This window comes from Balneola vulgaris DSM 17893 (assembly GCF_000375465.1).
Lineage (GTDB): Bacteria > Bacteroidota > Rhodothermia > Balneolales > Balneolaceae > Balneola > Balneola vulgaris.
Genome location: NZ_AQXH01000003.1, coordinates 124,725 through 137,899 on the forward strand (window position 1 = coordinate 124,725; position 13,175 = coordinate 137,899).

Below are 13,175 nucleotides of genomic sequence, written 5' to 3' on the forward strand. Positions count from 1 at the left end.
TTATCGTTTTAGGTTTTCAAAGATTCCTGCTGCACCCATTCCACCACCAATACACATCGTCACTAATCCATATTTAGATTTCCGCAACTGCATTTCATGAAGAATTTGAGTGGTTAATTTAGCACCTGTACACCCTAGAGGATGTCCCATTGCAATAGCGCCGCCATTTACGTTGGTGATGTCTGGGTTCATATCTAGTTCACGCATTACAGCAAGCGATTGTGCGGCAAAAGCTTCATTTAATTCTATTAAATCTATCTGCGAAAGCTTTAACCCTGTTTGATTCATTAGCTTTGGAATAGCCTCAACAGGTCCAATGCCCATGTACTCAGGGGCAACTCCTGCCACAGCAAATCCCACATAACGAGCTATAGGTGTTAACCCAAGTTCCTTTACTTTTTCACCACTCACTATTAGTACAGCCGAAGCCGCATCATTCATTTGTGAAGAGTTACCCGCCGTTACAGATCCACCTGCTTTAAATACCGCACGCAGTTTATTTAGAACTTCAACGGAAGTATCCCCTCTTGGGCCTTCATCTTTTTGAAACGTAAAGTTCGATTCGATGATCTCACCCTCTGCACTTACCTTTTTCTCGGTAACTTGAATTGGAGTTATCTGCTCATCAAAGCGACCGCTTTCCCATGCATTTATCGCTTTTTGATGACTATGGTATGCAAACTCATCTTGATCCTCACGATTTACTGAATATTTAGAAGCTACATTTTCAGCTGTAAGGCCCATATTGATATAAATACCGGGTGATTCATTCACCAAAGTTGGATTCGGTTGTACCGACATACCCCCCATAGGCACAAGCGACATAGATTCCACACCGCCTGCAATCATCACATCTGCGGCTCCTACCATTATGCGTTCAGAGGCCATTGCAATGGTCTGCAATCCTGAGGAACAAAATCTGTTTACGGTTACACCAGGCACCTTATCGGGTAACCCACCTAACAGTGCAATTTGGCGAGCAATATTCAATCCTTGTGAGGCTTCCGGAAACGCACATCCCATTATCACATCTTCAATCATCTCAGGCTGAATTGAAGGAATACTCGATAGTAAATCTTTGATTACTTCACCCCCTAAGGTATCCGGACGCGTAAACCTCAATGAGCCTTTGTTAGCTTTACCACAAGCCGTTCTTTTTGCTGCAACTATATAAGCTTCTCTTAAGTTCGACATAATCTTCTCTTAATTTCTTAGGGGGTTTCCAGTTTTGAGCATGTGCTCCATTCGGGCGAGTGTTCGTTCATCCTTTAAGCAATTCAGAATAGCCTCTCTTTCTAATTTCAATAGATATTCTTCGGGAACACTTTGAGCTTCGCTTAAATCACCACCGGCAAGTACAAAGGCTAGGCGTTCAGCTACAACCTTATCATAATCTGTTATGAACTTAGACTCATGCATAACATATAGCATCAATTTTAATGCACTTAAAGCGGTTTCTCCTAACACTTGTATATTGGTTTTAGCTGGGGGTAGGTAGCCTTCTTCTACCATACTAAGTGCTGCTTCTTTGGCCTGCGCTAACAGTAAATCTCTATTCATAACGATGAGATCTGTGTCTTGAAGAAAATTCATTTCTTTTGCTTGATGAGCACTTTCAGAAACTTTTGCCATACCCATTACTTTGAATGCTTCTCTTATAAACGGTAGCGGATCGGCTTCACCTTCTAATTTATACATGGCTCTTTTTAAGAGCTCTGTAGTTCCACCTCCAGCTGGAATTAATCCCACCCCAATTTCAACGAGGCCCATATATAACTCGTGATGTGCTACTACTTTATCGGCATACAAACAAAATTCTGTTCCACCGCCTAAGGTTCTACCATGAGCAGCTGCTACCACTGGGAAGGGGCTGTATCGCAACTTCACTGCTGTACGTTGAAATCCTGTCACGGCTTCTACCACTTTATCCCAATCTCCTGATTGGTGAGCTTGTAGGGCTTCCATTAAATTGGCGCCGTAAGCAAAATTGTCTCCATCATGCCCAAGTACTAGTGCATCAAACTTTTCTGCTACTAGGTCTAAACTCTTTTCAAGTGATTGAACCAACTCAAAGCCTAAAGTAGCGTTCTTGGTTTTAAACTCGAACAGAGCAACCCCATCTCCCATATCATGCAAAGCAGCAGAGTTGTTTTCAAATACTGGTGTGTTTGACCTTCTCACTTCTGAAGCTGTGAGTTGCCCTACTGCTTTTGGAGGTATCGGTATTTGTTGAGATTCGTCGGCATCATACACCTGATCATCTTTATAAAAGGAAGTATGGCCTTTGGCAAGGAGTACTTGAACCAATTTTGGAATCTCCTCTCCTTCAGATTTCAATCGTTCAACTGTGTCTTCTACACCCAATGCATCCCAACGCTCGAATGGGCCTAATTCCCAATTGAACCCCCATTTCATTGCACGATCTACCGCTAATGGTGAGCTTGTTATTTCTGGGATTCTATTCGCAGCATATAACAATAAATCCTTCTGAGTTTGCCAAATAAAATCAGCAATACGCCCTTCGCTATTTACTAGGAATTTTAGCCGTTCACGAGTGTCTTTGATTTTTTGTGCTTCATCCAGAAGTGGATCGTTTAGCTCTTGCTGGCTTTCATATTCTAAAGTCTCAGGATTAATAACTAAGAACTCACGTTTCTTACCCTGTTGTACTTTCTTATAAAATCCTTCTCCAGCTTTATTGCCAATTTTACCTGATGCTACAATTTCTTTGAACTTCTCAGGCAGGTCAAACACTTGTTGGCGTTCATCATGTTCTATGGCGGGAATAATATTATTTGCAACATGAAGAGTTACATCTAAACCAGCCATATCCCCCGTTCTGAAAGTCGCAGCCTTCGAATAGCCTGTTAATGTACCCGTGAGTAAATCAATTTCTTCGGCTCTGAAATCACCCTCAAAGAAATAAGGCATCATGCTACCAATGGAGAAAATCCCGACTCTATTGGCGATAAAGTTTGGGGTATCATTACAAACTACCACTCCTTTGCCCAATACTTTCTCACAAAATCTTTGCATGAATTCAGTGACGCTTGAATCGGTAGCTTGAGTAGGAATCACCTCCAGTAATTTCATATACCGAGGTGGGTTAAAAAAATGTGTTCCTAAAAAGTGGGCTTTAAAATCTTCGCTACAATCTTCTGCTATCTCATGGATAGGTAAGCCAGAAGTATTAGAACTTACAATGGCCGATTTTTTTCTTATTTCATCTATGCGGGCTACCATCGACTTTTTGATATCCATCCGTTCGATGATCACCTCACATATCCAATCGCAATCAGCGAGTTTATCAAAGTCGTCGTCAAAATTGCCTATTTCAATACGATGTATGAAATCATTCTTTCCGAAAGGTGCAGGTTTCAGCTTTTGAATCTTCTTTAAGCTGTCTTCAACCATCTTATTAGGTTGTTTAGCATCCTCACTTTTTAAATCTAAAAGGATTACTTCAAGGCCAGCGTTAACGCAATGAGCGGCTATTTGGCTTCCCATTACACCCGATCCGAGTACGGCTACTTTTCGAATTCTTCGTTTTCCTGATTTCATGAATAGGTATTTTATGTTACTTCATCGGCGTACATGCTATCGATGATCTCTTTATAATTTTTATTAATCACATTTCGCTTCACTTTAAGCGTTGGAGTGATCTCTCCTTTATCGATAGTAAACTGATCTTTCAAGAGGGTAAATCTTTTGATCTTCTCCCACTTTGAGCGGTCCTCGTTTACTTTATCTACTTCTTTCTGAATGCGTTTTAACACGAACTCATTCTCTGTGATATTCTCTGTTGGGAATTCATGTCCAGAGGTTTCAAATCGTTTTTTCATGTTATCCCAATTCGGTACGATTAGGGCCCCACAAAACTTATGCTCACTCCCTACAACCACGGCTTGTTCGATAAACCCACTATTTACCAAAGCATTTTCGATAGGTTGAGGAGCCACATATTTACCTGTGCTTAGTTTGAATAACGATTTCTTACGATCCGTTACAAATAACCAACCATCCTCATCTAGATGTCCTATATCTCCCGTGCAAAACCATCCATCTTCATTAAACACTTCTTGAGTTTTTTCAGGCATTTTGTAATACCCTTTCATGATATTAGGACCTTTAGCAAGGATCTCGCCATCTTCAGCAATCTTTATCTGAACACATGGCAATGCTTTACCTGAAGAGCCAATGCGTAACTCACCTACTGGTGGGCCTGTTAGTACAGGTGAGGTTTCTGTAAGACCATAACCAAGGCCACAATACACCCCAATTCCATTCACAAAGCGAGCTATATTTGGTGAAAGCGCCGCTCCACCTACATTTACGCCTATCAACCGACCTCCAAATAGTTCGCGGATCTTAGAATAAACCACTTTATCGGCTAGCTTATATTTTAAAGATGGTGGAGGGTTCTCAGGATCATAATTCTCCGCCAAATTAACCGCCCAATAATACAATCTCTTTTTAAGTCCACTTAGCTCTTGTCCTTTAACCTTTATACCCGTCACAATTTTTTCGAGTAATCGAGGTACTGTTACAAAATACACTGGCTTAATGGTTTGAAAGTCCTCCCGTATTTGCTCAATGTCTTCGATGTAATAAACAGGCACACCCCCAAAGGCATAGATATATGAAGCTGTGCGTTCGAACATATGTGCCAAAGGTAAATAGGACAATATTTTTGGATCGTCTATCTCATCAGGTTTAAATGGAAATATCTCGAATGAAGCACGCGCATTACCCGCAATGTTATCATGTGTCAGAACTACTCCTTTCGGCACCCCTGTAGTTCCTGAGGTATAAATAAGCGTAGCTATATCATCGGGCTGAACCTGATTTTTCAATTCCTCATAAAGTCCTGGCTTTTCTTGATCAAGGGTTGCACCGTTTTGTTTTAAATCTTCAAAGGTGCGCAGCTTTTGATGTTTACTACCTAATATGGATACTACTGCCTTAACGGTATCAATACTTTTGATAAGAGGCTTGGTCTCAGCGAAAACCTCATCGTTGGATACAAAATGTACAACCGCTTCCGAATTCTCTAATATGTATTTGATTTGATCACCGGGCTGGGTGGTATAGATGGGAACTAAGGCTGCCCCTAACGAAAGCACAGCTAAATCTACAATTAACCATTCCGTACTGTTTTCGGCATGAATAGAAACTTTATCTCCCTTCTTTACACCAAGTTGGTGTAACCCTAAGGCGAGAAGTTTAACCTGTTTCATGAAATCATCTACGGATGTTTCAATCCATTGGCCGTTTCTTTTAACTCCAGCATAAACGTTTGATTTGCGCTTTTTCAGGCCTTCATCAACAGTTTTTAATATGGTAGTGGGTGTATATTCCATAATCTTCCAAATCGTGTTCTTGTCTTTTGGTAAGTAACACTTTCGGCGTACATTTAAAAGTATTTCATGTACTTATTGTACAAACTTAACACTGTTAATCAAATTATTTTTTATGATCATCGAAGAGTCGCTAAAACCAAAAGCTGATTTATACTTTCATAAGATGGGTACTCATATGGGGCATGCACTTGGGATAGAGTTTGAAGTTATTCAGCGGGATAAGCTTGTTGCTACGATGCCAGTGAATGAAAATACGGTTCAGCCATTTCGAATTTTACACGGCGGAGCTTCAGTGGTTTTAGCTGAAACACTAGCTTCTGTAGGAGCTTGGTTTTCTTTAGATGAGGATTCTAAAACAGCGGTTGGAGTGGAGATTAATGCCAACCATATTCGATCGGTAAAAGAAGGTGGGATGGTTCGAGGAACCGCAACCCCGATTCATCAGGGCAAAAAGATTCAAGTTTGGGAAACCAGAATTGAGGATGAAAGAGGCAAGCTTGTGTGTGTTTCTAAATGCACTTTAGCGATTGTAGAAAGGAAGTAAGTAGGCACTGTTTATTAACCATCGAACGGCCAATCCGTCCGATGGTTATAAAGTCAGCAGTTACAGAGAGTTCAATACACTTTGTCTGTTCACTTTTTTAATCATCACAATTGATATAAATAATATTATTCCAAAAAATATAGACGTAGTTACTACTGAATTTAGATTCATACTAATATCACCAGTGTTTTTTTGACTCTCTGATAGAAAACGCCCACTAAATGTGAAATTTATTAATCCATGAGTGACTCCGGCAACTACAATACTTCTTGATTTAAGTAAGATTGCCGAAAATAAAAAGCTTACGCAAATCGCAGCAATCACCTGAGTGGTTACACCTAATATGTTCTCTGGATACTTTATTAAGTTTCCGAAATGTAGCACACCAAATATTAAAGCTACTATCACTACACTTTTTAGAATTACATTCTCACTGTCTGAAAATGACTTAATAAATGTCGGCAACAAAACACCTCTAAAACATAGTTCTTCAGCAAATCCTGTACAAAGTGTGGAGACAAAAAATAAAAACAGTACAACGGATTCAATTTGAAAAGTGTGGGCTTTAATTGAATACACGAGAGCATATAATGCTAGAACTTGGAATATCGGATAAAACTTAAATATCTCCTTAGTTAGCCCATTAAATTTCATCAATTTCAGACGTTTACCTATAAAAAGAAATATCGCACATATAATAGTCTTAATGATAATATTATACGTCAATTCATTTTTTATTACTGAATCACTTATCAAGGCAAATGAATCTTCAAGCCGCTCACCAACATATAATGCCCCCAAAAACAAAGAAATATATAATGTGACTGCTTTAAATTTTTTCATAAAAAAAGATACTTATGAATAAGTCATAAGTACCAATTAAAATCTCTTCGCTAAGGATTAACAAAGTTCAATTTCGAATATACCGCTAAAAAAAGGTGCAGAATATTGTTTCGCGGAACCGCAACTCCGATTCATCAGGGTAAAAAGATTCAAGTTTGGGAAACCAAAATTGAGGATGAAAGAGGCAAGCTTGTGTGTTTCTAAATGCACCTCAGCGATTGTAGAAAGGAAGTAAGTAGGCACTGTTGATTAACCATCGAACGGCCAATCCGTCCGATGGTTATAAATCATTACTTTCGTTGGTTATTGAGTAGCAGGAACTCGAGGGATGGTCATAATTTCTTTTTGGCGACCATCGATATACCAAACTCCAGATTTATCGAAGTAAGCGTCTTCTTCGAGCATAATTCGAATTTCTTTACCCCACTCTTCGATATAGGTTGCAGCATTTAACTCAATGGAATAAGCTGTATTTAGGTGAAGCGGGTATTCACCACTTCCTGGAACGCCACCTTGTGCATCCCACATTCCCAATGTTGTTCCTGCCGCGTGGCCATGAAACCCAATAGGGTGAGTATAGATAGATGGCTTTATCCCTTCCGCAATAGCTTGCTCACGCGACAATTTAAGCACTTCATTTCCTGTTCTTCCTTCTTTGAAGTTATTGGTAAAGATGTCTTGTAAGCGATTTCCATTATCAAATGCCTTCTTGAGATAATCTGGTACTTTTGTTTCCGTTGGGCGAAGTACATAGGCATGCTGCTGGGTATCTGTATTCAAACGCAAGTACTTGATTCCGAAATCAACATGAAGTAAATCTCCAGGCATAATCACATTATTTTCGGGTCTACTTGAGAAAGATCTCAGGTGATCAAAAGACTCTGGATCGGCACGTTGAATGGAAACACTTGGGTGAAACCAAGTAATGAGTTTTAGCTCACGAATACGTTCTCTGTACCACCAAACTAAGTCTTCAGTAGTTGTAACGCCGGGCTGAATCACTTTGTCTGAAAATCCATCCGCTATAATTTCATGAGCAATACGAACTATATGTGGATAGATGGCCATCTCTTTTTCAGAGCGTGTTTCTAACCAACCCACAGCAAGTTTTTCAGCCGATACCACACGGTTCGCATACTTTTTACCGATGGCCGCTTTCATTTCTTCTAAATCGGTAGCTACAATACCATCGGCAAGTCCCCAATGCTTACTTTGGTTTACACCAATCTTTTTAGGGTCTCTTTCTTCAATGATTTCAGCTAATCGTTTCCATTGGTCCGGTTGCTGTTCTTTATCCCATGCTTTTTTAAAGGTCGTACCTACATCGTAACGTGCTACAGCTAAAGTCTCGATACCTTGCTCTCCACCTCTATCGTACATCACTAGGATGGTTCTTCGTCGAGCTGCAAGCCAAGTAGCTGGGAGCAACGTTTCAATTACAGGATCTTCGTTATACTCTCGTGAAACCACAACCCACATATCAATGCCTGTTCTTCGCATCAAATCAGGCAATACAGTTTTAATGCGGTCTTCTAATAGTTCATCAATAACTCTTGCGCGTTCTCGCATTGGCAAGACTTCAAGATCACTATTCTGAGCTTGAGCTAATGGCGCTGCTACGAACAGCATTAATAGCAGTGTGTAAAATGTTTTCATAGATGTTTTCATGTGTATTTACCCCTTTTGTTAATTCCCTGATAACCAAGCGTTTCTTCTGGCTTTTTGAGCCGGAGTAGCATTGGCATTTAATGTTGTCATCAAGCGATTTGATTCCTCAAGTGTAACGGTTTTCTTGAGTTCATCGCCCCATCGGTTGATCACGACTTCGATTTTATCGCCCGGTTTATAATTCTTCAGAATTTCGTCTACACTCTTTACGTCGTCTAAATTTTTTCCTGCAATACTTACGAAAACATCTTCCGACTCAATACCCGCTTCATAAATTGGGCTGCCTACGGTTGCATTTCCGGTAAGCCTCCATTGGCCACCTTGTTTTCTGATCGTACCTCCTAAGCTAGCCTTCCCTGGCTCAGCCAGTTCGAGTGTAACCCCAAAATCATTTAGCAATGCTTTGTAATCGGGCAGATTGCTATCAAAGATGTAGTTTTCAAAATACTGATTCGCAAAGTCTTCACCAGCATATTGAGCAAGAGCTTCTTGTAAATCTCGTACAGCATATGGCACTTCAGGCTTACCATAGTTTTTCCATACATGCTGCATGAAGCCATCTAACGTTAGCCCCTTATCCATTCCACGAAGAGATAAATCTAGGCCTAAACCAAGTACACTTCCATAAGTGTAATAGGAGATAAACGTATTTGATCTGTTCACTGGGTCTACAGAGCGAGCCGCATCAACAAATGGCGCTTGGTAACTCATCTCAATAGGATTATGATATTGACGTCCCGGTGAATTGATCACATAATTAAGTCCACCATCTAGGCCTTCAACATACTGCTCAGCCGTTCTAATACCTGCACGAGCTAAGATATAGTTGGTGTAGTAGCTGGTAAACCCTTCCGCAAACCAAAGCTCACCACTCATGTTGGCTTCTTCGAAATCGAAGGGTTCGAGCGATGCTGGTCTAATACGCTCCACATTCCAAGCATGGAAAAACTCATGAGAAATAGTGCCAATACTAGTTTCGCCTAGTGGCCTATCTTTGGGCTTTGAACTAACAACATAGGTAGAGTTTCGGTGTTCCATACCATCGCCGCTAGCATTTGGTACATAGCAAGAAAGGAAAGTGTACTCTCCATAATCGAAGTTTGGCATTTCGTTGAACACCCTTGCCTGTTCTTTAACAATGGCCATTACCTTACTGAAGTATTCATCTACTTCCGCATCAGTTGCTGGTGTATGTAAGGCTAAACGAATATTCTGTCCGTCAACCTTCTCATTTCTGAAATGTAGGTCAGCGATTTCAGTGGGGCTATCCAAGAAGTATTGGAAATCAGGGGCGTAATAAGTATTCCCCTTTAAATGCTTTAACTGAGTAGCTATTTTCCAGTTCAAATCATCTCTTTTATTGAAGGTGATTTCTATGGGTCTATGCTCATACTCTCTAGCCCATGCGAAAGTAGCTGGCATATTTAAATGAGCATGTGTCTCATCAATGCCGGTATAGGTACCACCGCCTCTATTTGCATATAGGGTGTAAGAAAAGTTTACGATGCCATCATGGCCACTCACATTCCACTGGTGTGGGTTAGGGCGTGTTACCACTAACTCGTTCCCTTCACTATCGGTAGCTCGTACGTTGTATACATTCTTGGCAAATTCATGTAATGCATAACGCCCCGGTGAGGTTCTACTCATTCTTACCTGAAGCACCTTATTTTCAAGATTTGGGAAGGTGATCGAAATTTCAGCTTCATGATGTACCGCATTTTCAAACGATATTTCATACTTAATTGGAGTTTGGGCAGCTACTGAAAATGTAGTAAGCAAAGCCAATAATACACTGAGATAGATGTTAATTCTGTTCATGGACCTTATTTTAAGTTAGGCTGTGAAGATGGGGAGCTTTCACCATTGGTGCAAGCATTGGCGATAAAGCCTTGTAAAGCTTTTTAAAAGGGCCTCACCATGATTATAGAGGCCAATGAGGGATAAGATTTTTACCCTCAAAAAATATATATTATGAATTATTCTAATCGGTATGCTGTTGATTAGATAAATAAAGAATTTTATGACTATGGAAACACAAGAGCAATTAGATGCATTTCAAGCTCGTATAGATGCGGGCGAAAAAATTGAACCAAAAGATTGGATGCCTGAGCGTTATCGCAAGCAATTAATCCGTATGGCAAGCCAGCATGCACATTCAGAAATTGTGGGTATGCTTCCTGAAGGGAACTGGATTGCTAGAGCTCCTTCCTTAAAACGTAAGCTCGTACTACTTGCTAAGGTTCAAGACGAAGCTGGCCATGGTTTATACCTTTACAGCGCTACTGAAACCTTAGGTATTAGCCGTGATGAGCTAATCGATCAATATTTATATGGAAGCGCGAAATACTCAAGTATTTTCAACTATCCTACTTTAAGCTATGCGGATGTTTGTGTAATCGGATGGCTTGTAGATGGCGCTGCGATTGTGAACCAAACTAAATTAGCACATTCTTCTTACGGACCATATGCTCGTGCAAATCTCAGAATTTGTAAGGAAGAAAGTTTCCACAAAAAGCAGGGTTACGAGATGGTAGCTAAATTAGCTAGTGGAACTCCTGCACAGCGCAAAATGGTACAAGAAGCTGTAAACAGATTATGGTGGCCAACTTTGATGATGTTTGGTCCTAATGATTCAGAATCTCCGAACAGTGCTGAACTCATTAAATGGCAAGTAAAGCTCAATACCAATGATGAATTGCGCCAACACTTTGTTGACCGCATGGTAATGGAGGCTGAAGCCGTAGGACTTACCTTACCCGATCCAGATCTCAAATTCAACGAAGAAACTGGACACTGGGAATTTGGTGAAATTCCTTGGGATGAATTCTGGGATGTAGTGAAAGGAAATGGCGTAATGAACCGTGAGCGCATCAAGGCTCGTCGTAATGCACATGAAAATGGCCAATGGGTTCGCGAAGCAGCTACAGCCTATGCTCGCAAGAAGAAACTAGCCCAAGAAAAAGCATCCTAGTTTAACGAACGAATTAATAAGCTAAATGGAATAGGTCATTCAACCATGAATGGATTTCATTTAGCTCCTTTTTTGAGCTGTTGTATTGAAGTCTGGCTCAATCCATCAACTAACAAAAAATTATAATGTCTGAAACGAACGAAAAAGAATGGCCTCTGTGGGAGGTTTTTTATCAACCTAAGAACGGCAAACCTTACGAACATGCTGGCAGTTTACACGCTGCAGATGCCGAAAACGCACTTCAAAACGCTCGCGACGTTTATGCTCGTCGTAATGAAGGAATCGGAATTTGGGTTGTTCCTTCTGATCAGATCACGGCTTCGACGCCCGAAGATATGGGCCCATTTTTTGACCCCGCTTCTGATAAGCCGTACCGCCACCCACAATTTTATAGTGTACCAAGAGCCGTTAAAAAGAGATCATGAGTACAGATAGCTTGACAAAAAAAGACGCTTATTTAAAGTACCTACTTCGCTTGGCCGACGACCGACTTATATTAGGTCAACGTATGTCTGAGTGGTGTGGACATGGTCCTGTTCTAGAGGAAGATCTAGCATTAGCTAATATCTCTTTAGATTTAATTGGCCATGCCGCTGCACTTTATTCACATGCGGCCGATGTTGAAGACAAAGGGCATGATGAAGATCATTTTGCTTACTTCAGAGATGACGATGAGTTTACCAATCTTCAGTTGTGTGAACTGCCTAATGGCGACTTTGCCTTTACCATAGCTCGACTATTCCTATTTAGCTCGTTTAGCTACTTCCAATACACTGCACTAAAAGATGTGAAGGATGAGCAGTTGAATGGAATGATGAATAAACACCTCAAAGAAATTAAATACCATTTACGTCATTCGCGTGATTGGGTACTTCGTTTGGGTGATGGCACTGAAGAAAGCCACAAGCGTATGCAAGATGCAATGGATGAACTTTGGATGTATGTAGGGGAATTATTCTACATGGACGAAGTAGATGAAACCATCATCAAAGAAGGCAATGCCGTTGACACTTCTACGTTCAAGGATGAGTGGAAGAAGCTTGTTGAGGAAACCCTTACTGAGGCGACCTTAACAATACCTGATTGGGAACAGTTTATGATGAGTGGAAGCCGTAATGGAATGCATACCGAGCATTTAGGACATATGTTGGCTCAAATGCAGTTCTTGCGTCGCTCACATCCTGATGCTGTTTGGAAATAAGTGTAAAGAGAAGCTCTTCCATTAGAAGAGCTTTTTTATTCACTCAAACTACTAAATACTTTATGTCAGAAACCGTCTTACATACTGAAGACCAAATTTGGGAGTATTTAACCGAGGTTAATGATCCTGAAATACCTGTTCTCAATATCATTGAGATGGGCATCGCTCGCAGTGTTGAGATTGTAGACGAAAAAGTTATCGTTAAAATTACCCCTACTTATTCTGGCTGCCCTGCCATGAACGCCATAGAGCAATCGGTACGGGATAAGCTTCACGATAAATCGGTACCAAATTTTGAGGTGATTTTAGATTACTCTGAAGCATGGACTACCGACTGGATGACGGAAGAGGCCAAAGCCAAGCTAAAAGATTATGGCATTGCTCCTCCAGAAAAATCTACCAACGACGACGACTTCCTTACGAGCTTAAGTAGCACGAAGATTGTGCCCTGTCCTTATTGCGACTCTTTTGAAACGGAATTGCAAAGCCAATTTGGTTCAACAGCCTGCAAAGCCCAATACTTCTGCAATGGCTGTCATCAACCATTTGAACACTTTAAGTGTATCTAAGATTATCTCATGCCAT

11 protein-coding genes are annotated in these 13,175 nt (G+C 40.6%); 5 read left to right on the forward strand and 6 right to left on the reverse strand.

Going from position 1 to position 13,175, the window contains the following annotated elements; translation table 11 throughout:
- From B155_RS0109275 to B155_RS0109285, 3 genes are read right to left on the reverse strand one after another with little or no spacing between them, the layout of a single operon-like run.
- Nucleotides 1–1,194: a thiolase family protein gene (locus B155_RS0109275; RefSeq protein ID WP_018127993.1), complete on the reverse strand. Its 1,194-nt coding sequence runs from the start codon at nt 1,192–1,194 to the stop codon at nt 1–3.
- Between the two features lie 9 nt (nt 1,195–1,203).
- The gene (locus tag B155_RS0109280) at nt 1,204–3,561 is read right to left on the reverse strand and encodes a 3-hydroxyacyl-CoA dehydrogenase/enoyl-CoA hydratase family protein (RefSeq protein WP_018127994.1); all 2,358 of its coding nucleotides are present in this window, start codon (nt 3,559–3,561) and stop codon (nt 1,204–1,206) included.
- 11 nt (nt 3,562–3,572) lie between these two features.
- Entirely contained in the window at nt 3,573–5,360 is a 1,788-nt protein-coding gene (locus B155_RS0109285) for an AMP-dependent synthetase/ligase (protein ID WP_018127995.1), read from the reverse strand.
- Nucleotides 5,361–5,472: 112 nt separating this feature from the next.
- Here B155_RS0109285 and B155_RS0109290 point away from each other — a divergent pair, with 112 nt between their 5' ends.
- Entirely contained in the window at nt 5,473–5,904 is a 432-nt protein-coding gene (locus B155_RS0109290) for a hotdog fold thioesterase (protein WP_018127996.1), read from the forward strand.
- A gap of 60 nt (nt 5,905–5,964) precedes the next feature.
- Here the strand turns inward: B155_RS0109290 and B155_RS0109295 are convergent, their stop codons facing one another.
- From B155_RS0109295 to B155_RS0109305, 3 genes are all read right to left on the reverse strand, one after another.
- The gene (locus tag B155_RS0109295) at nt 5,965–6,747 is read right to left on the reverse strand and encodes a CPBP family intramembrane glutamic endopeptidase (protein ID WP_018127997.1); all 783 of its coding nucleotides are present in this window, start codon (nt 6,745–6,747) and stop codon (nt 5,965–5,967) included.
- A 303-nt stretch (nt 6,748–7,050) separates the two neighbouring features.
- Entirely contained in the window at nt 7,051–8,415 is a 1,365-nt protein-coding gene (locus tag B155_RS0109300) for a M24 family metallopeptidase (protein ID WP_018127998.1), read from the reverse strand.
- Between the two features lie 18 nt (nt 8,416–8,433).
- Complete coding sequence (locus B155_RS0109305) at nt 8,434–10,236, reverse strand: M61 family metallopeptidase (RefSeq protein ID WP_018127999.1); 1,803 nt, start codon at nt 10,234–10,236, stop codon at nt 8,434–8,436.
- A 208-nt stretch (nt 10,237–10,444) separates the two neighbouring features.
- Between B155_RS0109305 and paaA the strand changes: the two genes are divergently transcribed.
- From paaA to paaD, 4 genes are all read left to right on the forward strand, one after another.
- Nucleotides 10,445–11,389, forward strand: coding sequence for a 1,2-phenylacetyl-CoA epoxidase subunit PaaA (gene paaA / locus B155_RS0109310; protein ID WP_018128000.1), 945 nt, complete (start codon nt 10,445–10,447; stop codon nt 11,387–11,389).
- Nucleotides 11,390–11,514: 125 nt separating this feature from the next.
- Nucleotides 11,515–11,814, forward strand: a complete 300-nt coding sequence (gene paaB, locus B155_RS0109315; protein ID WP_018128001.1) for a 1,2-phenylacetyl-CoA epoxidase subunit PaaB — start codon at nt 11,515–11,517, stop codon at nt 11,812–11,814.
- Nucleotides 11,811–12,590 (forward strand): 1,2-phenylacetyl-CoA epoxidase subunit PaaC, encoded by a 780-nt coding sequence (gene paaC, locus B155_RS0109320; RefSeq protein WP_018128002.1) that lies wholly within the window; start codon nt 11,811–11,813, stop codon nt 12,588–12,590. The genes paaB and paaC overlap by 4 nt, the downstream gene beginning before the upstream one ends.
- A 62-nt stretch (nt 12,591–12,652) precedes the next feature.
- Nucleotides 12,653–13,159, forward strand: a complete 507-nt coding sequence (gene paaD / locus B155_RS0109325) for a 1,2-phenylacetyl-CoA epoxidase subunit PaaD (RefSeq protein ID WP_018128003.1) — start codon at nt 12,653–12,655, stop codon at nt 13,157–13,159.
- Nucleotides 13,160–13,175 lie beyond the last annotated feature (16 nt).